This is a genomic window from Ureibacillus sp. FSL K6-0786 (assembly GCF_037965165.1).
GTDB classification, from domain to species: domain Bacteria; phylum Bacillota; class Bacilli; order Bacillales_A; family Planococcaceae; genus Ureibacillus; species Ureibacillus thermosphaericus.
In genome coordinates this window covers 1,379,998-1,405,355 of the sequence record NZ_CP150191.1, presented here as the reverse complement: position 1 = coordinate 1,405,355, position 25,358 = coordinate 1,379,998, and the positions used below count along the sequence as shown (strand labels likewise).

Below are 25,358 nucleotides of genomic sequence, written 5' to 3'. Positions count from 1 at the left end.
AAAGATGGATCGTCAAAGCGGATTATTAAAATACGTGAAGAAAGCAAAAAGAAGCTTAAACATTGAAAAAATGCTGCCTATGTTACAATACGGAATTTTCTTTTCATTAATACTTAGCCTGGCGATCCTCTTCGTTTCTCGCTTCTTTGTTTTCGCCTATTATGACGAAGTTGCTTTGTTTGTGGCGTGTGCAACACTTATTGTGACGGTTGTTTATATATACTTTAAGCGCATTCGTTTGAAGGAAGCGATACGGGAATTAGATTCTTTTTATCCTTATAACGAATTAGTAACAGCTCTTTCATTTAACAATGAGGAGCATCCATTAGCAGATTCAATTATGAACAAAGCTATTAACGAATTGGAAGGAGCTTATGACCGTTTTAAAAAGCGACCAAAAAACTATTGGCGACCAAAAGTATTGCTTGGAATTTTGGGTGCTATCATTATTATGGCTACTTTAGTCATTTTTCCTTCCAAAACGCAACAGGAAGCGCAGGTTGTTGAAAAAGAACGAGAAGTCATTCAGGAAATGGAAAAGGAAATAGCGAAATTAGAGAAAAAAGCTCAATCTGAAGAAGTAAAAAGGGAAATGAAAGAGCTCCTTGAAAAATTGAAAGAGGTAGAGACTTCTGAACAAGCGCTTCGAGAGGTAGTAAAGAAACAAAAAGAACTAAAACTGCAACAACAAAAATTGCAGGATAAGAAGTTAGGAGAAAAGGGTGAAACTTCGGAATTATCGGAAGAAGAATTGCAAAAACTGAAAGATTTAGCGGAAATGCAAAGTTTACTTGCAAAAAATGCTTCGAACACTCAAAATGCCTTAAGTAAAATTGGAAAGCCTATTAGCTTTGATTTGCAAAACACGATAGCTAAAGCGATGGATTCTCAAACGAACGAATCTAACATTGGAAACAACTCTCAAAACATGAATAACCAAAATGGCAATTCCTCAATGGGGAATAATAACAGCAAAGCCAATCAGCAACAAAATAATAATCAGACTGGTCAAGGAAGTAATGGTTCTGGCAGTAGTCAAGGCCAAGGACATACTGGATCTGGTTCCGGGAGTAATCAAGGTCAGGGAAGCAATGGAACAACAGGTCTTGGCCAAGGTCAAGGAAATGGATCTATGGCAGGTAGCGGTGCAGGAAAAGGAAAGGGAGGTCGCAATCTTCTATCAGTGCCTAGTGGGCGGCTTGGAGAAAGCAATGAACCAACTGTAGACAGTGGTCCGATAGGTGAAGGAGATCCAGCAATAGAACAAAAAGGACCAGTTCCCGTGACAAAGGGAAGTGTTCGACCATATGAAGAAGTCATCGGAGAATATGAAGAAAAGTATTTACAAAGTACCGAACGTTTGCAACTACCGAAAGATCTACAAAATGTAGTGGAATCATACTTTTCAACGATTCAGTCTGAAGAGTAGGGGGAATTAGTGTGTTTAGTGAAGAGCAATATTCGGAAATGGCAGAACAGCTGCAGCGAGTAAGAAAGGAAATTGGTAAATTTATTGTTGGTCAGGATGAGGCGATCGAATACACTCTTTATTCTATATTGGCAGATGGTCATGCATTATTAGAAGGGTTGCCTGGGATGGGGAAAACGATGCTTATTCGCACGATTTCAAGTGTTTTAGATTTATCCTTCTCCCGCATCCAATTTACGCCAGATTTAATGCCTGCTGATATTACAGGGACAAATATCATTCAACGAACTGAAAGAGGCTCACAACAATTTGTTTTTCAACCAGGACCGATTTTTAACCAAATGGTGTTGGCTGATGAAATTAACCGAGCAACACCCAAAACGCAAAGTGCATTATTAGAAGCAATGGGTGAAAAGACGGTGACAATTTTAGGAGATACGAAGCCTATGGCAAAACCGTTTTTTGTATTAGCGACACAAAATCCAATTGAAATGGAAGGAACATATCCTCTACCAGAGGCACAAATGGACCGCTTTTTATGCAAGATATTAGTACCATATCCTCGTAAAGACGAGTTAATGGAAATAATGAAACGGACGACAGGTTCACAAGATATTCAATTACAAAAAGTGATGAATACAGAACGTTTAATTATTGCCCAACAAATGGTAAAGGAAGTATTAGTAGCTGATGAAATGTTAGAATATGCAGCTGATTTAGTCATGGCAACCCATCCAAAAGGGGAGGATGCTTTACCTTTTGTAAAACAATACATCATGTATGGAAGTGGACCGAGGGGATTACAAAGTATCATTAAGCTAGCAAAAGCGAGAGCGGTATTTAACGGGAGATTTCATGTAGCTCTTGCAGATATAAAAGCTGTGGCTAAACCGGCTTTGCGTCATCGACTTCTTTTAAATTATGAAGGAGAGGCAACTGGAAAAACAACGGACGATTTAATAGAAGAAATACTACATCACATTCAACAAGGTGTCTCCGCATGAATCATTTCATTTTATCAGATGAATTGATTACCAAAATAGGACGCTTATCGGTTGCCACATCTTCCAAATTAAGAGGGCATCATAAAGGTTCGCATCGCTCTCAACGCTTTGGTTCTTCCTTAGATTTCTCAGATTATAGAGAATATGCGTTAGGAGATGATGTGCGTCAAGTAGACTGGAATGTATTCGCAAGGACGGAAAAATATTTTATTAAGCGTTTTTTAGATGAGCAGGAAATGAGAGTGCATATATTGCTGGATTCCTCTCGTTCAATGGGTGACGAGAAAAAGTGGCTATTTGCAAGACAGCTTGTTGCTGCTTTAGGAATCATGGTATTAAACAGAGATGATCGACTCTCCTTTTCTACTTTAGAGGCAGACACTTTTTTTAGAAGAAAAGGAGCAACTTATCGAAAAGTCTATTTGCAAATAGTGTCGCAAATGAAGGAAGCTACTTTTAAAGAGAGTTTTGCAAAGAATGGATTAAAGGCTTTACCAAAAGATAGTACGGTATTATTTGTTATAACGGATAGTCTAGAACCGATAACGGAATGGGAACATTTTTTCCGTAAACTTCCTCGTTTTGCAGGGGACGTTCGTTGTATTCAAATTGTGACGGAAGAAGAATTAAATCCAACCTATACAGGGGATGTTCGGTTAATTGATGCAGAAAGTAATGAAGAATTAAACGTTTCTATGTCGAATAAAGTGCTAGAACAGTATAAAAAAGAACGCGCTCAACACGAAGCAGCTTTCCATAAGATATGCAGTCGCTTCGGCATTCAAACAATTCAATTAGTCGTTGAAAATGGAATTCAGCACGCGATTTTTCATCAATTATTAATGAATCGGTGGGTACAGTGAGGTGATACGCTTTGGGGGTTAGTCAATTAATCTTTTTATGGACCATTGCTTTTCCAATCATTGTCCTTTTATATTACTTCTTTCGAAAGAAATATAAAGAACAAGAAGTATCTTCCACACTTTTTTGGGAACAAGTGATGCAAGAAACCCGCGTATCGCCTTACTTAAAACATTTACAAAGGAATGCGCTATTTTATTTACAGATGTTAGCACTACTGTTGTTTGTTCTTGCATTAATGAATCCCTATTTAAAAACAAAGGAAATTGGCGGAGAACAAGTAATATGGATTGTGGATACGTCTGCGACAATGCTTGCAGGAAAAGAACAATCGACCTTTGAAAAACATCTAGAGGAAATGCGTTCACTCGTGAAAGAGATTGGGGGAAGACCATTAACAATCATTACAACAGGTAGTGATCCAAAAGCAATTATTCGTCAAGAAACGAATGTGCAGCAAATCGAAAAAGCAATCGACGGATTAGCCGTAACTTACGAAGAGCAGCATTTAACGAAAGCAATTGAGATGGCAAATGCTTTTATCGGTGATTTGCCAACAACAATATATTTATTTACAGATGCTGTATCCCGTTCGGATTTGCCTATAGAGAGTGAACATGTGAAATGGATTGTTAAGGGAGCAGATAGAGACTTAAAAAATGTGGCAATCACTCGATTGGCAGCAACAAGCATAAATGGTGAAACGATTGCATTGTTACAATTAAAAAATGAAACAGAAGAAAATCAAACGGTACAGCTTTCTATTACAAATAAAGATGGCGATGAGTTATTGGAAAAAACCATTACGTTACAACCAAAAGCAGAATTGGCCAACACATTTGAAGCTTTGCCGAATATTGATGTGCTTGTTGCAACGATTCAAGTAAAGGATGATTACGAAGCAGATAATTCGATGATGACCATCGTTGGAAGTAATCCTTATGAAATTGCGGTAGGACAAGATATGCATAAGTTAGTGCAAATCGGGTTTCAATCGGTAGGTCTTGATGTGAAATCTGTTCCTGAACATCAATTGGAATCCTTAAGGGGTGCGATTGTAGTAACGAATCAAACCGAACTTCTTAAGCGTAATGAACCGATTGTATTAATTGGCCGAGATGATGAAATTGAAAGTGAAGTAAGCGGAAAAATAGAAGTAATACAAGATGAATTGTTTGCGTTCAGTTCGCTAGAAGATGTATATGTAAGTGCGGTTTACCCACCATTTGATGACTTTGATACGATTGCAAAGGTTGGAGACAAACCATTTATTCAACGGTCTCCTAAAGGAGATATTGTCGTTTTAGCGGATATTCAGTCAACAGACTGGCCGCTTTATCCTTCATTTCCTTTGTTTTTATGGAGTGTTCAAAATGAACTAATGGAAGGTAAAACTTCATTAGGAATATTTACGCCAAATGAACAACGAGCTGTTTCGTTATTGCCAGGTGACTGGTCCATTTACAATGCAGATGGCGTGTATATTTCTTCTTTTGAACAATCAAGAGATTTTCAAGCGCCATCAAAACCAGGGTTATATGTTGTTCAATCAGAACATGAGGAGAGACCTTTTATTGTTCAATTACCACAGAAAGAGCGGACAATTGAAGAAGGGACGAGTTTTGAATTAGGAAATGTCGTAAGTGGACAAGAGGATATAACGAATCAATCAATTGCGAAATGGATTGTGCTACTTATTTTATTTTTGATTGTGGTTGAGTGGGAGGTGCAAAGAAGACGTGGATTTGCGAATTGATCATCCAATTTTCCTGCTTTTGCTCATACCACTCTTAGGGTATTTGATTTGGACGTGGTTACATCATCGTTCATTATTAAAAAGGAAACATGGAATTGTCTTCATCATACGTATTATCACTATTATTATGCTTGTCTTTGCCATTGCATCTCCTTATTTGTTATTGCCGGTGAAGGAAGAGCAAGTATTATTCCTTATCGACCGCTCTGCTTCAATGGCAGGCACTGAGGATGAAGCGTTAAAGTTTATCGAAGAAAGTTTACGAGAAAAGAAAGAAACCCATTCGGTAGGGATTTATTCTTTTGCATCGAACTTTCAAACTGAAGCAATCTTATCTAAGACATTAGAGCATGTTCCAAACTTAAGTGAAATACGTGAAGTGGGTGAGACAAATATTGAACAAGCACTACAACTAGCAACAGGAATCGTTGATAAGGACAAAGCAACACGCATTGTTCTTATGACGGATGGTTTACAAACGAAAGGTGAAGTTTTAGAGAGCATAACAAAAATAGCTGGTTCAAAAATTTCAGTAGATGTTGTTCCATTAGGTAGAAAAATAAGCAACGATGTTTCAATTCAGAGCTTTACAACACCGCAAGTGGCTTATCAGGGAGAAGAACAAACATTAGTGACTGAAATTGAATCAACAACAGATACAATGGGCGAATTGCTGTTATATGAAAATGATCAACTTATTTTCCGGGAAACAATTCAGCTAGAAGAAGGGAAAAATGTTTTTACTTATCGACATAAAGGCAATAAAGAAGGTTTAGTCAAATATGAAGCATACATTCAAACCGATGAAGATGCAATCTTAGAAAATAATAAGTTGACAAGTATAACAATGGTTCAAAGTACCCCACGATTACTCATTGTTAGTGATAGAGAAGAAGGCTCTCCAATTGCTGATATGTTAAATCCTTCTTCCATCCAATTTGAAGAAGTGTCAGCTGAAGAATTGCCGAGCTCGCTATCATATATGTTGAAGTATGATGCCATTATTTTTGACAATGTTCCTGGCCATCTTGTAGGAGAAGCGAAAATGGGTGTCATCGAGCAGGCGGTAAAAAACTTTGGTGTTGGCTTTATGATGGTTGGTGGTGAAAACAGCTTTGGCCTTGGCGGATATTTTAAAACACCAATTGAAAAGTTGTTACCAGTAGAAATGGAAGTAAAGGGTAAACAACAACTTCCATCTTTAGGGCTTGTCATTGTACTTGACCGTTCTGGCAGTATGATTGGGCTAAAAATGGAATTAGCAAAGGAAGCAGCGGTGCGTTCCGTGGAGTTGCTTCGAGAGGGAGACACTTTTGGATTAATTGCTTTCGACTCGCATCCATGGGAAATCATTGAAACTAAACCATTAGAAAATAAGGATGAAGTGACTAATACCATCTTATCGATTCCGGCTGAAGGAGGTACGGAAATTTATCCTTCTCTTTCTTTAGCCTATAATAATCTGTTTGATTTACCATTACAAAGAAAACATATTATTTTATTAACAGATGGACAGTCAGCTACATCAGGTAACTACGAAGAACTAATTGAAAATGGGAAGAAAAAACATATTACGTTATCAACCGTTGCCATTGGGCATGATGCGGATCGTCAACTTTTAGAAAGCTTAAGTGAATTAGCTGGAGGAAGATTTTATGACGTGGAGGATGAAACGACGATTCCTTCGATTTTATCTCGTGAGACAGCGATGATTTCTCGGACATATATTGTAGATGATCCGTTTTATCCGGTCATTTATCACTCAGAAGGTTGGAACCAGTTGTTTGAAAAGGGCGTTCCTCAAATGAATGCTTATATAGGTACGACAGCGAAAACTACAGCTAATGTGATAGCAGAAAGTGAAAAAGAAGATCCGGTGCTTGCAGAATGGCAATATGGATTAGGAAGGACGATTGCATTTACTTCCGATTCAACAGGTGCTTGGACAGGTGATTGGGGACGTTGGGATCGATGGGTTGACTTTTGGAATACAGCAATTTCTCGCTTGCTGCCGACTTATAACGAAATTGCTTATGATATTCGAATGGATGGAGAAGGCTCATTCTTAATTACCGACCCAACGAATCAAGCTGCATTTTTAGATGTAGCAGTTGTAGATGAATATGGAAATGAATTGGAGGTTCATTTAGAACCGATTTCTGCAAGTAAAGTGCGAGCGGTTGCGGATGCAAAACCGGGGCTTGTATTTTTTAGAATTTCAAAGGATGACAATGTATATCAAGCGGGATTAACGGTGCCGTATAGTTCGGAATATAGATTGCAACCACTAAATGAGAAATTATTAGAAGAAGTAGCAGATAAAACTGGTGGCAAAATCGTAGAGGATCCTCAAGAAGTATTTCGAAAATTCAATGAACAAGGAGCAACACGTCAAAGCATTGCTACCATTATATTGCTCGTCAGTTTATTGCTTTTCTTTGTCGACATAACGATAAGGAGATTTGGTTGGGCCTTTTTCAAGCAAATGGGCAAATCGAAAAATATTGTGACAGCACAAAAGGTAACAGAGGAAGAAACGAGTGTAGCTGAAATATTAAAAGAGTTAAGGAAAAAATAATAATAAAAGGATAGGATGGTGTCGTAGTAGGTGGCGCCATCTTTTTTCAATCATTTATTATGCTCTACAGAAAAGAAGAAGTAATGTAATGAGTTGTGCTATAATGTAGCTACAAGAATGACGAAGGTAGAAGGAGAGGAAATCGTTGACGTACCAAGCATTTTATCGTGTTTACAGACCACAAAGTTTCCGCGAAATGTCTGGTCAAACCCACGTAAAAAGAACACTTCAAAATGCTCTCCTAGCAAATAAAACAACGCATGCGTATTTGTTTTCTGGTCCACGAGGTACAGGTAAGACAAGTACTGCTAAAATTTTTGCTAAAGCATTAAATTGCGAAAAAGCACCAACAAATGAACCTTGTAATGAATGTCCAACTTGCCGAAGTATAACAGAAGGCTCGCATCCGGATGTCATTGAATTCGATGCCGCTTCCAATTCCCGCGTTGAAGAAATTCGCGACATTATTGAGAAAGTAAGGTTTGCTCCCGTAAGTGCTCGCTATAAAGTGTATATAATCGACGAAGTGCATATGCTTTCTACGAGTGCTTTTAATGCTTTACTCAAAACGTTAGAAGAACCTCCATCTCATGCGGTATTTATTTTAGCAACAACCGAGCCTCATAAATTACCAGCTACAATTATTTCTCGCTGTCAACGGTTTGATTTTAAACGCCTCTCTTCCAACGATATTGTGGAACGAATGAAATTAGTGTTAGAGGATATCAATTTACCTTTTGAGGAACAGGCGTTAAAAGTCATTGCCCAAGCAGCTAGTGGTGGGATGAGGGATGCACTAAGTTTATTAGATCAAGTCGTATCCTTTAGCGGGGAAAAGTTGACTTTAGAAAATGCTTTGTTGGTAAGCGGATCCATAAGTCAAGATGTATTCTATGATATGGTTGTTGCTTTAAAAGAAAAAGACATTGCACATGTCCTATCTTTATTGGAAGAGTTAATTGCAGAAGGAAAAGATCCTCTTCGTTTATCGGAAGACTTAATTACCTTCTTCCGAGATTTATTATTGCTTCAAACAAGCGAGGATTTAGAGGAACTGTTAGAGCTAGTGACGCCAGAGGAAAAATTTATCGAGTTGTCCCGCGAGTTTTCAGCCGATGCGCTTTACGGATATATCGATATCCTATCTAAAACACAGCAAGATATGAGATTTTCTCATCACACGAAAGTTTATTTGGAAACGGCTTTATTGAAAATGACTCAATTTTCGAATGTAGGTGTGTTGAAAGCGGGAGAAATGCCACAAGCGGATTCTGTATTGAATAATAAAGTCATACAATTAGAGAAAATAATTTTTCAATTGAAAGAGCAAATTGAAAATGGAGCGGCGATGTCTGCAACGGATGCACCAGTTAAAGATGAGAATCGCCAAAGAACAAAAATAACGAATGCATACAAAGCGCCGACGGGTAGAATAAAAGAAGTATTAAAAGAAGCTACTAAAAAAGACATTATTCAAATTAAAAATGCTTGGTTACCTGCACTCAACCAACTGCAAAAATCACAATCAGCTCTATTTGCGGAAGCAGAACCAGTTGCAGCTTCTTCTAGTGCATTTGTGATAAAATTCAAGTATGATATACATTGTCAAATGGTTGCTGAAAACAAAGACCTCACTTCTACATTTTCTCAAATACTTTTCCAACAAATGGGTATCATGTACGAAATTTTATGTATACCAGAAAGTCAATGGACCGTTTTGCGTGAAAACTTTATTCGGGAGAACGGTTTAAATCTAAAAAAAGATCAAAATGCAGGTAAGGTTCAGGAAAGCGCTCCTGAGGCGCCATATATTGACGATGCAAAAGAGATCGAATCGGAAGACCCAATTGTGAAAGAAGCGGAAAAAATGTTTGGGAAAGATTTTATTGAAGTAGTAGAAGATTGATGATTTTCAGCATAATTATTAATGAATGTCAATGAAGGAGGACGTATTTATGCGTGGAATGGGTAATATGCAAAGTATGATGAAAAAAATGCAAAAAATGCAAAAGGAAATGCTTCAAGCACAAGAAGAATTAAATGCAAGACAATTTGAAGGAACAGCTGGCGGTGGCATGGTAAAAGTAATAGTTAGCGGTGAACGCAAAGTGCTTGAAGTCAACATAGATCCTTCTGTAGTGGACCCTGAAGATGTAGAAATGCTGCAAGATTTAATTACCGTTGCAACAAATGATGCATTGAACAAAGTGGATGAAGCAACTGCGGCAACAATGGGCAAATTTACACAAGGCTTAAACCTTCCGTTCTAGGAGGAAAAATTAAATGTATTATCCTGAACCAATATCAAAGCTCATTGATAGCTTTATGAAATTGCCAGGCATCGGTCCGAAAACTGCGGCTCGACTGGCATTTTTCGTTTTAACAATGAAGGAAGATGCAGTCTTGTCCTTTGCAAAGGCATTAGTTGATGCGAAGAGAGACTTAACATACTGTTCTGTATGTGGACATATTACAGATGTGGATCCGTGCCAAATTTGTACTGATCAATCAAGGGATGTCTCAACAATTTGTGTCGTACAAGACCCTAAAGATGTGATAGCTATGGAGAAAATGAAGGACTACCATGGCTTGTATCATGTATTGCATGGCGCTATCTCACCGATGGATGGAGTTGGACCAGAAGACATAAATGTAGCTTCTTTAATCAACCGATTAAAAGATGAAAGAGTAAAAGAACTTATTTTAGCAACCAATCCAACGATTGAAGGAGAAGCAACGGCAATGTATATTTCACGTCTAGTAAAACCATCCGGAATTCGAACAACCCGTATAGCCCATGGATTACCAGTAGGTGGCGATCTGGAGTATGCTGATGAGGTAACGTTATCTAAAGCTTTGGAAGGACGGCGTGAAATATAAAGTGGGTTTATTTAGTAGAAAAGGAAAGTTAAAAAAAGAATTTGATGAGCAGTTAGCGCGATTAATGCAAGAAACGAAAGATGATTGGAATAATGCAAAACTTCTTGAAGAGTTAACCGAAGATTATAATTTAGATGTCATTGCTCAAAGTAAAATTGCTGAAAGCATTCACTTTTATCTTTTTAAAGAAGCACGAATCCGAAAAATCATGTTGCGTTAAATAAAAGTAGGACCATCGTATAAAACAATTTCCTGATTTATAAAAAAATAAATACTAAGAGTAGCCGTTATAGCATATGTTTCCAATGTACTTAAACTCAGGAGGAGATTGGATGGGTACATATTTAATTTTAGGTGCTATATGCGTGCTACTCATGATACTTCTTACTATTGGTAAAAGAATTGGCTATGGAATAATCATTGAAAAGCTCGCAATTTTTTGGTTCCGCCTAGCTTGTTCTTTCGCCTTTTTGTATATAGCACATATAACGGTTGATGGATTTGATATTATCGTTCCTGTTAACTTCTTTTCCGCTTTAACAATCACTATATTAGGATTTCCAGGAGTTCTATGCATAGCAGTTTTAACTCTTTTACAATAAATTAATTAAAATCTCTTGCATTGTTTTAATTATGTTGATATAATGAATTTCCCTTTGAGTTACAAAATAAACAAGGGAATTAAAAAAATATTGACAAACAAAAGATGATTTAGATATAATGTAAGAGTTCTCTATCGAGAGTTAAAAATGTGTAAAAAAAGCTTGAAATATTAATTAAACATGATATAATATTTTAGCGTCACTAAATTAACACTAGATGAACCTTGAAAACTGAACAACAAAACGTTAATGCAATAAATTATCTAGTTGTTAACCCTCGTTGACAAACTAGATTCGGACATTAAATTTTGAGCAAATCAAATTTTCTTTTATGGAGAGTTTGATCCTGGCTCAGGACGAACGCTGGCGGCGTGCCTAATACATGCAAGTCGAGCGAACCAATTGAAAGCCTAGCTTTCATGAGGTTAGCGGCGGACGGGTGAGTAACACGTGGGTAACCTGCCCTATAGACTGGGATAACTCGCGGAAACGCGTGCTAATACCGGATAACACATCAAAGTGCATGCTTTGATGTTGAAAGATGGCTCAGCTATCACTATAGGATGGGCCCGCGGCGCATTAGCTTGTTGGTGGGGTAACGGCCTACCAAGGCGACGATGCGTAGCCGACCTGAGAGGGTGATCGGCCACACTGGGACTGAGACACGGCCCAGACTCCTACGGGAGGCAGCAGTAGGGAATCTTCCACAATGGGCGAAAGCCTGATGGAGCAACGCCGCGTGAGCGAAGAAGGTCTTCGGATCGTAAAGCTCTGTTGTAAGGGAAGAACAAGTGCAGTAGTAACTGGCTGCACCTTGACGGTACCTTACTAGAAAGCCACGGCTAACTACGTGCCAGCAGCCGCGGTAATACGTAGGTGGCAAGCGTTGTCCGGAATTATTGGGCGTAAAGCGCGCGCAGGCGGTCTCTTAAGTCTGATGTGAAAGCCCCCGGCTTAACCGGGGAGGGTCATTGGAAACTGGGAGACTTGAGTGCAGGAGAGGGAAGCGGAATTCCATGTGTAGCGGTGAAATGCGTAGAGATATGGAGGAACACCAGTGGCGAAGGCGGCTTCCTGGCCTGTAACTGACGCTGAGGCGCGAAAGCGTGGGGAGCAAACAGGATTAGATACCCTGGTAGTCCACGCCGTAAACGATGAGTGCTAAGTGTTAGGGGGTTTCCACCCCTTAGTGCTGCAGCTAACGCATTAAGCACTCCGCCTGGGGAGTACGGTCGCAAGACTGAAACTCAAAGGAATTGACGGGGGCCCGCACAAGCGGTGGAGCATGTGGTTTAATTCGAAGCAACGCGAAGAACCTTACCAGGTCTTGACATCCCGCTGACCGCTATGGAGACATAGCCTTCCCTTCGGGGACAGCGGTGACAGGTGGTGCATGGTTGTCGTCAGCTCGTGTCGTGAGATGTTGGGTTAAGTCCCGCAACGAGCGCAACCCTTGTCCTTAGTTGCCATCATTCAGTTGGGCACTCTAAGGAGACTGCCGTACAAATACGGAGGAAGGTGGGGATGACGTCAAATCATCATGCCCCTTATGACCTGGGCTACACACGTGCTACAATGGACGGTACAAACGGTCGCGAAGTCGCGAGACGGAGCCAATCCGAAAAAACCGTTCTCAGTTCGGATTGCAGGCTGCAACTCGCCTGCATGAAGCCGGAATCGCTAGTAATCGCGGATCAGCATGCCGCGGTGAATACGTTCCCGGGCCTTGTACACACCGCCCGTCACACCACGAGAGTCTGTAACACCCGAAGTCGGTGAGGTAACCCTTTCGGGAGCCAGCCGCCGAAGGTGGGACAGATGATTGGGGTGAAGTCGTAACAAGGTAGCCGTATCGGAAGGTGCGGCTGGATCACCTCCTTTCTAAGGATATTTACGGAAGCATTAGCGTTTTGTGTTCAGTTTTGAAGGTTTATGACCTTCAAAGTTATAGTGTTGTTCTTTGAAAACTGGATAAACGACATTGAAAGCAAGATATTTACTGTAAAGTTCTTAATTTTGGTTAAGTTATTAAGGGCGCACGGTGGATGCCTTGGCACTAGGAGCCGATGAAGGACGGGACTAACACCGATATGCTTCGGGGAGCTGTAAGTAAGCTTTGATCCGGAGATTTCCGAATGGGGGAACCCACTGTTCGTAATGGAACAGTATCTTAACGTGAATCCATAGCGTTAAGAAGGCACACCCAGGGAACTGAAACATCTAAGTACCTGGAGGAGAAGAAAGAAAAATCGATTCCCTGAGTAGCGGCGAGCGAAACGGGAACAGCCCAAACCAAGAGGCTTGCCTCTTGGGGTTGTAGGACACTCTATACGGAGTTACAAAAGGATGGGTTAGACGAACCGTTCTGGAAAGGACGGCCAGAGAAGGTAAAAGCCCTGTAGTCGAAAATCCATCCTCTCCTGAGTGGATCCTGAGTACGGCGGAACACGTGAAATTCCGTCGGAATCCGGGAGGACCATCTCCCAAGGCTAAATACTCCCTAGTGACCGATAGTGAACCAGTACCGTGAGGGAAAGGTGAAAAGCACCCCGGGAGGGGAGTGAAAGAGAACCTGAAACCGTGTGCCTACAAGTAGTCAGAGCCCGTTAACGGGTGATGGCGTGCCTTTTGTAGAATGAACCGGCGAGTTACGATTACGTGCAAGGTTAAGCAGAAAATGCGGAGCCGCAGCGAAAGCGAGTCTGAATAGGGCGTTTTGAGTACGTGGTCGTAGACCCGAAACCAGGTGATCTACCCATGTCCAGGGTGAAGGTGAGGTAACACTCACTGGAGGCCCGAACCCACGCACGTTGAAAAGTGCGGGGATGAGGTGTGGGTAGCGGAGAAATTCCAATCGAACTTGGAGATAGCTGGTTCTCTCCGAAATAGCTTTAGGGCTAGCCTCGTGTGAAGAATACTGGAGGTAGAGCACTGTTTGGACTAGGGGCCCACCTCGGGTTACCGAATTCAGACAAACTCCGAATGCCAGCTATTTATACACGGGAGTCAGACTACGAGTGATAAGATCCGTGGTCAAAAGGGAAACAGCCCAGACCACCAGCTAAGGTCCCAAAGTAATCGTTAAGTGGAAAAGGATGTGGCGTTGCTTAGACAACCAGGATGTTGGCTTAGAAGCAGCCATCATTTAAAGAGTGCGTAATAGCTCACTGGTCGAGTGACGCTGCGCCGAAAATGTAACGGGGCTAAACGATTCACCGAAGCTGTGGATTCGTGCGTTGCACGAGTGGTAGGAGAGCGTTCTAAGTGCGTCGAAGTCAGACCGGAAGGACTGGTGGAGCGCTTAGAAGTGAGAATGCCGGTATGAGTAGCGAAAGATGGGTGAGAATCCCATCCACCGAATGACTAAGGTTTCCTGAGGAAGGCTCGTCCGCTCAGGGTTAGTCGGGACCTAAGTCGAGGCCGAAAGGCGTAGACGATGGACAACAGGTTGATATTCCTGTACCACCTCCCCGCCGTTTGAGTGATGGGGGGACGCAGGAGGATAGGGAATGCACGCCGTTGGTCGAGCGTGTCCAAGCAGCAAGGCGTGGAAGTAGGCAAATCCGCTTCCTAATACGCTGAGCTGTGATGGGGAGCGCGTTACGCGCGAAGTTCCTGATTTCACACTGCCAAGAAAAGCCTCTAGCGAGGCGGGAGGTGCCCGTACCGCAAACCGACACAGGTAGTCGAGGAGAGAATCCTAAGGTGAGCGAGAGAACTCTCGTTAAGGAACTCGGCAAAATGACCCCGTAACTTCGGGAGAAGGGGTGCTCATTGGGGTGCAAGCCCTGATGAGCCGCAGTGAATAGGCCCAGGCGACTGTTTAGCAAAAACACAGGTCTCTGCAAAACCGTAAGGTGAAGTATAGGGGCTGACGCCTGCCCGGTGCTGGAAGGTTAAGAGGAGGAGTTAGCGCAAGCGAAGCTCCGAATTGAAGCCCCAGTAAACGGCGGCCGTAACTATAACGGTCCTAAGGTAGCGAAATTCCTTGTCGGGTAAGTTCCGACCCGCACGAAAGGCGTAACGATCTGGGCACTGTCTCAACGAGAGACTCGGTGAAATTATAGTACCTGTGAAGATGCAGGTTACCCGCGACAGGACGGAAAGACCCCGTGGAGCTTTACTGTAACCTGATATTGAATTTCGGTGCAACTTGTACAGGATAGGTAGGAGCCGTAGAAGGGGGAGCGCCAGCTTCCCTGGAGGCGCCCTTGGGATACTACCCTGGTTGTACTGAAATTCTAACCCGCAAGCCTGATCGGCTTGGGAGACAGTGTCAGGTGGACAGTTTGACTGGGGCGGTCGCCTCCTAAAAGGTAACGGAGGCGCCCAAAGGTTCCCTCAGAATGGTTGGAAATCATTCGCAGAGTGTAAAGGCATAAGGGAGCTTGACTGCGAGACCTACAAGTCGAGCAGGGTCGAAAGACGGGCTTAGTGATCCGGTGGTTCCGCATGGAAGGGCCATCGCTCAACGGATAAAAGCTACCCCGGGGATAACAGGCTTATCTCCCCCAAGAGTCCACATCGACGGGGAGGTTTGGCACCTCGATGTCGGCTCATCGCATCCTGGGGCTGTAGTCGGTCCCAAGGGTTGGGCTGTTCGCCCATTAAAGCGGTACGCGAGCTGGGTTCAGAACGTCGTGAGACAGTTCGGTCCCTATCCGTCGTGGGCGTAGGAAATTTGAGAGGAGCTGTCCTTAGTACGAGAGGACCGGGATGGACACACCGCTGGTGTACCAGTTGTCTTGCCAAAGGCACCGCTGGGTAGCTATGTGTGGACGGGATAAGTGCTGAAAGCATCTAAGCATGAAGCCCCCCTCAAGATGAGATTTCCCATTGCATAAGCAAGTAAGATCCCTCAAAGACGATGAGGTAGATAGGTCCGAGGTGGAAGCACGGTGACGTGTGGAGCTGACGGATACTAATCGATCGAGGACTTAACCAATCATTTCAATGTCGTTATCCAGTTTTGAGAGAACAACCTCTCATATAGTGAAGTGACGATGGCGAAGAGGTCACACCCGTTCCCATACCGAACACGGAAGTTAAGCTCTTCAGCGCCGATGGTAGTAAGGGGCTTCCCCTTGTGAGAGTAGGACGTCGCTTCGCAAAAAGGCACCACAATAGTGGTGCTTTTTATATTGCAAAAATTGAAGCCCCTTACTACCAAGGACTGAAAGTCCGATCGGCGCGATAGAGAAGTGGCATTTAAAACGTAAGCAAAACAATTATTTGGAGGAGACGAGAAGCACGGGGACCAAGAAGTTCAAGGAAGCGAGGCGGCCCGGAGCGGAGCGTACTAAGTACGTGAGCACCGGACTGCCGAAGCTGACACAGAAATTCGCCGGTCAACGTGCTTCGGAGTTAGCGCCGATGGTAGTTAAGGGGTCCCCTTGTGAGAGATAGACGAGCGCTTCGCAAAAGGCACCACAATAGTGGTGCTTTTTTTATTGCAAAAGTTGAAGCCCCTTACTAACAAGGACTGAAAGTCCGATCGGCGCGATACAGAAACCACATGTTAAACAAAAGTAAAATAAATACTTGAAGGAGACGAGAAGCACGGGGACCAAGAAGTTCAAGGAAGCGAGGCAGCCCGGAGCGGAGCGTACTAAGTACGTGAGCACCGGACTGCCGAAGCTGACGCAGAAATTCGCTGGTCAACGTGCTTCGGAGTTAGCGCCGATGGTAGTTAAGGGGTCCCCTTGTGAGAGTAGGAAGTAATATGCCACTGTAAAATGCTAATTTCACAAGTGAAAACCCAACGGTTTAAAAAGATAGTCTTTAAAACAAAAAATAATTAAAATTTACAGCGTTTAATTGAAAATAACAACAAGGACAAAAAGTCCACTCGAGTTCAAATAAACCGCAGTACAACTAAAGAAACCTACAAAAGAAAAGCATATACCAACATTTAATTTCAATTAAAAAAGAGAAGATACAGTGTATGAGCACCGGACCGCTGAAGCTGACGCAGAGTTTTGCCGGTCAACGTGCTTCGAAGTTAGCATCGATGGTAGTAAGGAACCCCCTTGTGAGAGTGGATGTGGCTTTTCAATAATACCACTGTAAAGTGGTAATAAAATCTTTCTAACTATTTTATAGGTAATAACAAGATGAGTTTTCTCCCTATTAAGACTATAATAAAGGAAGAGTATTTAGCGGGGTGAGATGATGAGAATAGGACGGCCGTTAATTGAAACATTGGAGAATTTTGTGGAAAAACAACCAACATCCTTTCACGTTCCGGGCCATAAAAATGGATTGATATCAGGATTACCGCAACCAATACAAGGCATGTTACCCTTCGATGTAACAGAACTAACAGGACTTGATGATTTCCATCATCCAAAAGAAGTTATATATGAAGCCGAAAGATTATTAGCCCAAACATACGGTGCAGATCGCAGTTTTTTTCTAGTGAATGGTTCAACAGTAGGCAATTTGGCGATGATTTATGCAACTTGTAAAAGAAACGAAAAAATCATAGTACAAAGAAATGCACATAAATCTATTTTTCATGCTCTTCAATTAATTGGTGCTAAACCGATTTATGTCTCGCCTGAATGGGACGACGAAACTAGAACAGCAACTCACGTTTCGTTAACTACTTTAAAAGAGGCACTACGAATACATCGAGATGTAAAGGCTGTAATTTTAACTTCTCCAACCTACTATGGAGCGGTATCAAATGAATTAAAACAACAAATCGAATTATGTCATCAGATGAATATTCCGGTATTAGTCGACGAGGCCCATGGAGCTCATTTAACAGCAAGTAAACAATTTCCGGAATCTGCATTAGATTTAGGAGCAGATATTGTTGTTCAATCGGCCCATAAAACGTTACCAGCCATGACAATGGCCTCTTTTTTACATATCAAGTCTAATATTGTTGAAGCAGAGCAGGTCAACCGTTACTTACGAATGTTGCAATCAAGCAGTCCATCCTATATATTATTGGCTTCATTAGATGATGCAAGACATTATGTTCAAACATATTTAGAAAGCGATGCAAATTATTTATTGGACAGAAAAAAGCATTGGATTGAATCATTGCGTTCAATTCAATCGTTACAAGTCATTGAAATGGACGATCCTTTAAAAGTGTTATTAAGGGTGCGAGGTTATAGCGGTTTTCAATTGAAGGATGCGTTAGAAAAGCAAGGAGTATATTCAGAATTAGCAGATTTACATCAGGTATTATTCATATTGCCTTTATTAAAACAAGGACAAAGTTATCCTTTTGCAGAAACGAGAATGCGTATTAAGGAAGCGGTTGAGTCTTTACAAAGCGTTGAAGAAGTACCTATCGAATTTGCAACAGCATTTAAAGAAGTGAATAAAATATCCATTCCTGAATATTCATTTTGTGAATTAGAGGAAAAAGATACGGAATGGATTCCCTATATGCGAGCAATAGGTAGAATTTCAGCAAGTATGGTGATACCATATCCACCAGGTATCCCTTTACTCATTCCTGGAGAAAAAATTACTGTTTCGAAGCTCAGTCAATTGGAAGAACTATTAGCGGTCGGAGCATCTTTCCAAGGGAATCATCAACTTGAAGAAAAGCTGATATGCGTCTATAAATAAACAAAGAGTAAACTGGATGGAGGAACAGACTTGTGGGTTATTTAATCAGTTTTGAAGGTGGAGAAGGCTCAGGTAAGAGTACAATTCTTAAACAATTGGCAGAATATTTAATTCAACAGGGGTATTCCGTAGTTTGTACGAGAGAGCCTGGCGGAATTGAAATAGCAGAACAAATTCGAAATGTAATTTTAGACAAAAAGAATGTAAATATGGATGCAAAGACAGAGGCGCTTTTATATGCTGCCGCAAGAAGGCAGCACTTAGTTGAGAAAATCATACCTGAGTTGGAAAAAGGAACGATTGTATTATGCGACCGCTACATTGATAGTAGCCTTACTTATCAGGGATATGCAAGAGGATTGGGGATAGAAGAAGTATATACCATCAATCAATTTGCTATCGGTGATTTTTTCCCTGATTTAACGTTATATTTAGATGTATCACCAACAATTGGACTTTCAAGAATACAAAAAGATGGTGAACGAGAAGTCAACCGATTAGATTTAGAATCATTGGAATTTCATTCAAAAGTAAGAGAAGGTTATTTGAAACTACTTAAACAGTTTCCAGAAAGAATAAAGGCCATTAATGCAGAAAATGAAATTGAAGTAGTACTAGAAGAGGTAATAAATATTGTATTACCATTCTTAAAAGACAAAAGTTAATGATTTCGAGTTCTCTAATGTTTTTCAAAACCAATTTCATACAACCAAAAGGAATGCATTCTAATGAAAAGAACGCATTCCTTTTATTTTGCGTAAAATAACTGCATAAGGATGATGGTGATATAGCCCTTTGTGTAGAATAAACTTTTTTGGGTAAGAGTAATAGAGAAAATTGGATTTACTTTGTTAATAAAGGTATTTTGTAATGATAAAAAGGAATCTTCAATAAAATAATATAAATTTCCATATTTTAATCATAAATATTCTTAACTGCTAAAAAGTTATTTATTTATTCTTGTCATAAGAACAAGGAAATGAAGTGAACATGTAATGTATGGTATAATAAAAACACGCAAGTTAGGAGTGAATGCGTATGAAATTAGTAATTGCGGTCATTCAAGACCAAGATAGTAACCGACTGTCTAATGCCTTAATGAAGCAAAATTTTCGTGCGACTAAGTTAGCGAGTACAGGAGGATTCTTGCGCTCAGGGAACACTACTTTTCTAATTGGTGTAGACGATCAAGATGTTTCCAAGGTATTAGACATTATTCGAGATAATTGTCGGGCAAGGGAACAAATGGTCACTCCTGTTTCACCTCTTGGAGGAAATGCAGATACCTATATTCCGTATCCGGTTGAGGTGGAAGTTGGTGGTGCAACGGTATTTGTTTTACCGATCGAAGAATATCACCACTTTTAACAGCTTATACTTTGCCAAATCCCATGAAAAAGTGAGCGAGGGCTGAATGAAGTGAAAATTAATCAAGATTTACGAGTTGGAATCAAAACAAATATACATGAAATGAAGCAACCAAATGAGGCAAATCAACGCTTTGGAGAATTGGTTGTGAAGCAAGGACAGAAACTGCAAAGTGAGCAATTAACTCGATTGCTAGGAGATATTTCCGCTGCAGGTGATCGAGTAGCAAGGTCAAGAAACTTGCGAGATTTAGCGAGATTTAAGATGCTTGTGAGGCGATTTTTACAAGAAGCTGTTGAATATGGCCTTGAACTAAAACAGTCTCACACTTGGAATCGATTTGGTGAAGGTAGAAGACTTAAAATTATTAAGAAAATTGATGAACGTTTAGTTGAACTAGCTCAAGATTTATTAGATGAAGAAAAAGAAACGATTGATTTGCTTGATAAAATTGGCGAAATAAAAGGTTTGTTAATTAATTTATATATGTAAAACCCGTGTCTTTTACCATGGTGATAGACACGGGATTTTTTCTAAAGAAAATGAAGGAAGTCAACCTGATCAAAGAAAAGGTGAAAAGAAATGCTTGATACAGTGGATGAGCTAATGAAGCTGCAACCAATCGTCATAAAACAATTACAAATGATTTTTGAAAAGGGACGTATTGCACATGCTTATATTTTTGAAGGCGAAAGAGGAACAGGCAAAAAAGAAGTAATGAAGTTTTTTGTTAAATTAATGTTATGTCAAAGTCCGTCGAAAAATGTTCCATGTGAAACATGCAGAAATTGTAAACGCATAGAATCAGGCAATCATCCCAATGTTTTGCAAATAGAACCTGATGGTCAATTTATTAAAGTTGAACAAATTCGTGATTTAATATCAAATATGACAAAAACAGGTATGGAAGAAGGCAGAAAAATTTATGTAGTTCATCATGCAGATAAAATGAATAATGCTGCAAGTAATACATTATTAAAATTTTTAGAAGAACCAGATGGATTAGTGACAGCAATACTCTTAACGGAGCAATATCAATCGATATTGCCAACGATTCAATCACGTTGTCAGCATATTAAATTTTCAAGTATTCCTAAAGACTTTTTAGTCCAACAATTACAACAGCAAGGGTTAACGTTTTCCATGGCATCAACTGTCAGTCAAGTGACAAATAGTCTTGAAAAAGGTCTTGCTTTAGCACAAGATGAGCAGTTTGCACTAGCGAGAAAAACAGTGTTAAAATTAGTTGAGACTGTTAGAAAAAATGTCAATGAAGCCATGCTAATTGTATATGATGAATGGCTTCCAAATGTAAAAGATAAAAGTGATTTTGAACTCAGTCTTGATTTACTTCTGTTAGCTTATCGTGATATTGTAGCTATAAAGGCAAACCCTGAAAGTTCTTGTACCTATCCAGATATGGTAGATACATGGAAGGAAATTGCATTAACTTCTACTTTCGAACAATTGTCGAATCAAATGCAAGCAATATTACAAGCAAGACAAAATGTAGGTCGTAATATGAATCGCACGCTTTTAATGGAACAGCTTATGCTGAAATTGCAGGAGGGGTATTCCTTTGTATAATGTGGTAGGTGTCCGCTTTAAACGGGCGGGTAAAATATATTATTTCGACCCTGGAGAATATCAACTTGAAAAAGACCAATATGTCATTGTTGAGACAGCTCGAGGTGTCGAATATGGAAAAATTGTTGTTCCAATGAGACAAGTTGGTGAAAATGATGTTGTTTTGCCTTTAAAGCAAGTTTTACGTCCTGCTACAGAGCGAGATAAAATCCAAGTGGAAGAAAACAAAGCTGAAGCAAGACGAGCTTTTGATATAGCGAATGTAAAAATTGCTGAACATCAACTGGAGATGAAACTTGTTGATGTTGAATATACATTCGATCGAAATAAAGTGATTTTTTATTTTACAGCAGAGGGAAGAGTCGATTTCCGTGAATTAGTGAAAGATTTAGCTGCGATTTTCCGAACTCGTATCGAACTTCGCCAAATCGGTGTAAGGGATGAAGCTAAGCTTCTTGGAGGTATTGGTCCTTGTGGTCGAATGCTCTGCTGTTCAACATTTCTAGGAGATTTTGATCCGGTCTCAATTAAAATGGCGAAAGATCAAAATTTATCATTAAATCCGACAAAAATTTCAGGATTATGTGGTCGTCTTATGTGCTGTTTAAAATATGAAAATGACGATTACGAAACAGCGAAAGATGGAATGCCTGATATTGGCGAGACAACTATTACTCCTGATGGGATTGGAACAGTCGTTGGAATCAATGTGCTAGAAAGAGTCATTCAAGTATATTTAGAAGAGCTTGAACGCACCGTTGAATATACGCTGGAGGAAATACTCGAGTGTGAAAAGAATCTGATATAGATTAAAACTAATGGGGTGGCTTGGTTGAGGGACCGTAATTTTTTGGATTCTATAATGGAATTTGAACAGCAACTAGAAACGTTACAACAGCAGTTTAACGAGTTAAAAAAATTTGTTGCACATATGGTAGAAGAACATCAGTCACTTCAAACAGAAAACTTTCATTTAAGAAGACGACTAGAAGAACTTTCGAAAGCAGCAGAAGGAACTTCTGAACAAGGTGAAAAGAAAAGCTATTTAGATATTGGGGAAGGATATGATAATTTAGCTCGACTATATCAAGAAGGGTTTCACGTATGCAATGTACATTTCGGAAGTTCCCGCAAGGGTGAAGACTGCTTGTTTTGTCTATCGTTTTTTAATAAAAATGGTTAATGTAAAGGCTGATACCCGAATTGGGTACAGTCTTTTATTTTCATGAGGAGTGTGTAAGTGTGGAAGATTGGTTAAAGGATGATGAACGGTTAGATTATTTATTAGCAGAGGATTTACGAATTATTCAAAGTCCTTCCGTTTTCTCTTTTTCTTTAGATGCCGTTTTATTAGCGAAGTTTGTTAACATTCCTATTTCAAAGGGACAAATTGTTGATTTATGTTCAGGAAATGGTGTTATTCCTTTATTTTTAAGCACTCGCACAAAAGCAAAGATTATTGGAGTGGAAATTCAAGAGCGGCTGTATGATATGGCAGTAAGAAGTATTCAATACAATAGATTAGAAAATCAACTTCAAATGGTTCATGGTGATGTAAAGGACATTCCTCCGCTACTCGGCATTGAAAAATATGATGCTGTGACATGTAATCCACCGTATTTTTTAGATATTGAATCAAGCGATAAAAACTTAAACGAGCACTATACGATTGCCCGCCATGAAGTATTGCTTACATTGGATGAGGCAATTCATGCGGCAAGCAGGTTGCTGAAACAAGGCGGAAAGGCAGCCTTTGTACATAGACCGGGGAGATTACTTGATATTATTACTTCTATGCGGAAACATCGTTTAGAACCGAAACGAATTCGCTTTATCTATCCGAAAATGGGGAAAGAAGCAAATATGTTGTTGATTGAGGGAATCAAAGATGGCAAGCCGGATTTAAAAATTTTGCCTCCTCTGTATGTATATGATGACAACAATCAGTATACAGCTGAAATGAGTGAAATCTTATATGGTGGAAAAGGATAAACATTATTTTTACGTCTTGGAATGTGCCGATTCATCTTTTTATGCGGGATATACGAATGATTTAGAACGAAGAGTGAATCAGCATAATGCGGGCAAAGGAGCAAAATATACGAGAGGAAAGCGGCCGGTAAAATGCATATATTATGAAATTTATGAAACAAAAGAGCAAGCAATGAGAGCTGAATACGCCTTTAAACAATTAAAACGTAGCGAAAAATTGAAATATATTGGGAGATGTAAAAAATGAAATCTCAAAAAAGTAGCATGTATGAACAAAGCAGTTGTTTATATTTAGTTGCGACGCCCATTGGAAATTTAGAAGACATTACAATCAGGGCATTGCGCATTTTAAAAGAAGTGGACATCATTGCGGCAGAAGACACAAGAAATACGAAAAAACTTTGTCATTATTACGACATTACGACACCGTTAGTTAGCTATCATGAACATAATCAAGAACAAGCAGGAGAAAAAATATTGCAGTGGTTAAGAGATGGGAAATCAGTAGCATTAGTAAGTGATGCGGGGATGCCTTGCATATCTGACCCCGGTGCTGATATTGCTCAAAAAGCGATTGAGGAAGATTTTGCAGTAGTTCCTATACCAGGTGCCAATGCAGCCATGTCAGCTTTAATTGCATCTGGTTTAACGCCTCAACCATTTTACTTTTTCGGTTTTTTAAATCGCAACAAAAAAGAACGAAAAAAACAGTTATCTAATCTCAAAAATCGAAAAGAAACATTAATCTTTTATGAAGCACCCCATCGTCTAAAAGATACATTAAAAGATTTAGCAGCCGAGTTAGGCAATCGGAAAATTGTTTTAGCACGAGAGTTAACAAAAAAATTTGAAGAGTTTTTACGTGGTACTGTAGAAGAAGCAATTCAATGGACAGAAGAGAATGAAGTGAGAGGGGAATTTTGTATCGTTATTGAAGGATCGCAAAATGAAGTGGAAGAAAACAATGAAGATGCTTATTGGACAAACATGACGATTCAAGAACACGTAGATTTACTAATGAGAGAAAAACAACTTTCTTCAAAAGAGGCAATTAAAGAAGTGGCTAAATTAAGAGGTCTTCCAAAAAGGGAGGTTTATCAGCAATATCATTTATAAAAAAGAAGGGCTGTCTAGAAACTATCTAGACAGCCAACCCTCTTCGAAAATCGAAGTTATGTTCCTCTGATAGATAAAAATGCACTAGTGTCGTATGAGGAGCGATTTGCCTTATCAGACACGTCCCCATATTCAACTTATTTGTTTAACTGTTGTTGAATTTCTTTCAGTAAAATTTCGGCACCTTCTGGACTTAAAATTAATTTTCCTCCAGCTAAGCGGAAATTTTGATCTGAAACTTCTCCAGTAATAGCGCAAGTCATGTTAGGCATGTATTTTTTGAGGATGATTTTATCATCGTCTACGTAGATTTCTAGTGCATCTTTTTCATTGATGCCAAGTGTGCGTCGAAGCTCAATTGGAATCACTACACGACCTAACTCATCAACTTTACGAACAATACCTGTAGATTTCATGACAATGTTTTCCTCCTATAAATGAGTCATAATTTTAGAATAAATCTCGTATTCGCCAAAATTCGACATTTATTCTTTGTCTGTCTAGAATAATACCAATAAAAGGAATAAACGTCAATAAATTAGCATTGAAGTTTTGAGATTTAATAAAAGAATTTATAAAAATTCGTTTTTTT

21 protein-coding genes and 3 rRNA genes are annotated in these 25,358 nt (G+C 39.9%); 23 read left to right on the top strand and 1 reads right to left on the bottom strand.

The annotated features are described in order from the left end of the window. Positions 1-4: 4 nt before the first annotated feature. The 23 genes from NSQ18_RS06840 to rsmI all read left to right on the top strand — a co-directional run bounded on the left by NSQ18_RS06840 (position 5) and on the right by rsmI (position 24,766). On the top strand, positions 5-1,429 hold the full coding sequence (locus NSQ18_RS06840; protein WP_339289507.1) for a hypothetical protein: 1,425 nt from the start codon (positions 5-7) through the stop codon (positions 1,427-1,429). A 38-nt stretch (positions 1,430-1,467) separates the two neighbouring features. Further along, positions 1,468-2,433 carry a MoxR family ATPase gene (locus tag NSQ18_RS06835; RefSeq protein ID WP_050988865.1) on the top strand — a complete coding sequence of 322 codons (966 nt, stop codon included), beginning with the start codon at positions 1,468-1,470 and terminating at the stop codon, positions 2,431-2,433. Further along, positions 2,430-3,296, top strand: a complete 867-nt coding sequence (locus NSQ18_RS06830; RefSeq protein ID WP_016839568.1) for a DUF58 domain-containing protein — start codon at positions 2,430-2,432, stop codon at positions 3,294-3,296. Before NSQ18_RS06835 ends, NSQ18_RS06830 begins: the two co-directional genes overlap by 4 nt. 11 nt (positions 3,297-3,307) lie before the next feature. Continuing rightward, the gene (locus NSQ18_RS06825) at positions 3,308-5,050 is read left to right on the top strand and encodes a BatA and WFA domain-containing protein (protein WP_016839567.1); all 1,743 of its coding nucleotides are present in this window, start codon (positions 3,308-3,310) and stop codon (positions 5,048-5,050) included. Then, the gene (locus tag NSQ18_RS06820) at positions 5,034-7,628 is read left to right on the top strand and encodes a vWA domain-containing protein (protein ID WP_339289504.1); all 2,595 of its coding nucleotides are present in this window, start codon (positions 5,034-5,036) and stop codon (positions 7,626-7,628) included. Before NSQ18_RS06825 ends, NSQ18_RS06820 begins: the two co-directional genes overlap by 17 nt. A gap of 145 nt (positions 7,629-7,773) precedes the next feature. Beyond that, positions 7,774-9,534, top strand: a complete 1,761-nt coding sequence (dnaX, locus tag NSQ18_RS06815) for a DNA polymerase III subunit gamma/tau (protein WP_339289502.1) — start codon at positions 7,774-7,776, stop codon at positions 9,532-9,534. A gap of 49 nt (positions 9,535-9,583) precedes the next feature. Continuing rightward, positions 9,584-9,898 (top strand): YbaB/EbfC family nucleoid-associated protein, encoded by a 315-nt coding sequence (locus NSQ18_RS06810; RefSeq protein WP_016839564.1) that lies wholly within the window; start codon positions 9,584-9,586, stop codon positions 9,896-9,898. A 13-nt stretch (positions 9,899-9,911) separates the two neighbouring features. Next, the gene (recR, locus tag NSQ18_RS06805; protein WP_016839562.1) at positions 9,912-10,508 is read left to right on the top strand and encodes a recombination mediator RecR; all 597 of its coding nucleotides are present in this window, start codon (positions 9,912-9,914) and stop codon (positions 10,506-10,508) included. Next, entirely contained in the window at positions 10,498-10,728 is a 231-nt protein-coding gene (locus NSQ18_RS06800; RefSeq protein ID WP_016839560.1) for a YaaL family protein, read from the top strand. The genes recR and NSQ18_RS06800 overlap by 11 nt, the downstream gene beginning before the upstream one ends. 112 nt (positions 10,729-10,840) lie before the next feature. After that, positions 10,841-11,110 (top strand): pro-sigmaK processing inhibitor BofA family protein, encoded by a 270-nt coding sequence (locus NSQ18_RS06795; protein ID WP_016839557.1) that lies wholly within the window; start codon positions 10,841-10,843, stop codon positions 11,108-11,110. Between the two features lie 328 nt (positions 11,111-11,438). Further along, positions 11,439-12,991, top strand: a 16S ribosomal RNA gene (locus NSQ18_RS06790). A 137-nt stretch (positions 12,992-13,128) separates the two neighbouring features. Further along, positions 13,129-16,055 (top strand): 23S ribosomal RNA (locus tag NSQ18_RS06785). A 48-nt stretch (positions 16,056-16,103) separates the two neighbouring features. Next, positions 16,104-16,219: ribosomal RNA gene (gene rrf, locus NSQ18_RS06780) — 5S ribosomal RNA — on the top strand. The 16S, 23S and 5S rRNA genes sit together here, the layout of an rRNA operon. A 1,062-nt stretch (positions 16,220-17,281) precedes the next feature. Then, positions 17,282-18,703, top strand: a complete 1,422-nt coding sequence (locus tag NSQ18_RS06775; RefSeq protein WP_339289616.1) for an aminotransferase class I/II-fold pyridoxal phosphate-dependent enzyme — start codon at positions 17,282-17,284, stop codon at positions 18,701-18,703. A gap of 32 nt (positions 18,704-18,735) precedes the next feature. Continuing rightward, positions 18,736-19,368 carry a dTMP kinase gene (gene tmk, locus NSQ18_RS06770; protein ID WP_016838878.1) on the top strand — a complete coding sequence of 211 codons (633 nt, stop codon included), beginning with the start codon at positions 18,736-18,738 and terminating at the stop codon, positions 19,366-19,368. A 373-nt stretch (positions 19,369-19,741) separates the two neighbouring features. Further along, positions 19,742-20,071 (top strand): cyclic-di-AMP receptor, encoded by a 330-nt coding sequence (locus tag NSQ18_RS06765; protein WP_168412555.1) that lies wholly within the window; start codon positions 19,742-19,744, stop codon positions 20,069-20,071. A 51-nt stretch (positions 20,072-20,122) separates the two neighbouring features. Next, positions 20,123-20,563 (top strand): YaaR family protein, encoded by a 441-nt coding sequence (locus NSQ18_RS06760; protein WP_168412545.1) that lies wholly within the window; start codon positions 20,123-20,125, stop codon positions 20,561-20,563. 90 nt (positions 20,564-20,653) lie between these two features. Then, positions 20,654-21,658: a DNA polymerase III subunit delta' gene (holB, locus tag NSQ18_RS06755; RefSeq protein ID WP_016838875.1), complete on the top strand. Its 1,005-nt coding sequence runs from the start codon at positions 20,654-20,656 to the stop codon at positions 21,656-21,658. Further along, complete coding sequence (locus tag NSQ18_RS06750) at positions 21,651-22,466, top strand: stage 0 sporulation family protein (RefSeq protein WP_016838874.1); 816 nt, start codon at positions 21,651-21,653, stop codon at positions 22,464-22,466. Before holB ends, NSQ18_RS06750 begins: the two co-directional genes overlap by 8 nt. Positions 22,467-22,490: 24 nt before the next feature. Further along, on the top strand, positions 22,491-22,841 hold the full coding sequence (gene yabA / locus NSQ18_RS06745; protein WP_016838873.1) for a DNA replication initiation control protein YabA: 351 nt from the start codon (positions 22,491-22,493) through the stop codon (positions 22,839-22,841). A gap of 59 nt (positions 22,842-22,900) precedes the next feature. Beyond that, the gene (locus NSQ18_RS06740; protein WP_016838872.1) at positions 22,901-23,650 is read left to right on the top strand and encodes a tRNA1(Val) (adenine(37)-N6)-methyltransferase; all 750 of its coding nucleotides are present in this window, start codon (positions 22,901-22,903) and stop codon (positions 23,648-23,650) included. Then, positions 23,634-23,897 carry a GIY-YIG nuclease family protein gene (locus NSQ18_RS06735; RefSeq protein ID WP_016838871.1) on the top strand — a complete coding sequence of 88 codons (264 nt, stop codon included), beginning with the start codon at positions 23,634-23,636 and terminating at the stop codon, positions 23,895-23,897. The genes NSQ18_RS06740 and NSQ18_RS06735 overlap by 17 nt, the downstream gene beginning before the upstream one ends. Then, the gene (rsmI, locus tag NSQ18_RS06730) at positions 23,894-24,766 is read left to right on the top strand and encodes a 16S rRNA (cytidine(1402)-2'-O)-methyltransferase (protein ID WP_016838870.1); all 873 of its coding nucleotides are present in this window, start codon (positions 23,894-23,896) and stop codon (positions 24,764-24,766) included. The genes NSQ18_RS06735 and rsmI overlap by 4 nt, the downstream gene beginning before the upstream one ends. Positions 24,767-24,903: 137 nt before the next feature. Here rsmI and NSQ18_RS06725 read toward each other — a convergent pair whose 3' ends face one another. Then, complete coding sequence (locus NSQ18_RS06725) at positions 24,904-25,182, bottom strand: AbrB/MazE/SpoVT family DNA-binding domain-containing protein (RefSeq protein ID WP_016838867.1); 279 nt, start codon at positions 25,180-25,182, stop codon at positions 24,904-24,906. Positions 25,183-25,358: the final 176 nt, after the last annotated feature.

Coding starts and splice junctions, on each gene's coding strand:
- NSQ18_RS06735 (WP_016838871.1), top strand. CDS start 23,634: ATGGTGGAAAAGGATAAACATTATTTTTACGTCTTGGAATGTGCCGAT.
- holB (WP_016838875.1), top strand. CDS start 20,654: ATGCTTGATACAGTGGATGAGCTAATGAAGCTGCAACCAATCGTCATA.
- NSQ18_RS06835 (WP_050988865.1), top strand. CDS start 1,468: ATGGCAGAACAGCTGCAGCGAGTAAGAAAGGAAATTGGTAAATTTATT.
- NSQ18_RS06840 (WP_339289507.1), top strand. CDS start 5: ATGGATCGTCAAAGCGGATTATTAAAATACGTGAAGAAAGCAAAAAGA.
- NSQ18_RS06775 (WP_339289616.1), top strand. CDS start 17,282: ATGAGAATAGGACGGCCGTTAATTGAAACATTGGAGAATTTTGTGGAA.
- NSQ18_RS06830 (WP_016839568.1), top strand. CDS start 2,430: ATGAATCATTTCATTTTATCAGATGAATTGATTACCAAAATAGGACGC.
- NSQ18_RS06765 (WP_168412555.1), top strand. CDS start 19,742: ATGAAATTAGTAATTGCGGTCATTCAAGACCAAGATAGTAACCGACTG.
- rsmI (WP_016838870.1), top strand. CDS start 23,894: ATGAAATCTCAAAAAAGTAGCATGTATGAACAAAGCAGTTGTTTATAT.
- recR (WP_016839562.1), top strand. CDS start 9,912: ATGTATTATCCTGAACCAATATCAAAGCTCATTGATAGCTTTATGAAA.
- NSQ18_RS06810 (WP_016839564.1), top strand. CDS start 9,584: ATGCGTGGAATGGGTAATATGCAAAGTATGATGAAAAAAATGCAAAAA.
- NSQ18_RS06725 (WP_016838867.1), bottom strand. CDS start 25,182: ATGAAATCTACAGGTATTGTTCGTAAAGTTGATGAGTTAGGTCGTGTA.
- NSQ18_RS06795 (WP_016839557.1), top strand. CDS start 10,841: ATGGGTACATATTTAATTTTAGGTGCTATATGCGTGCTACTCATGATA.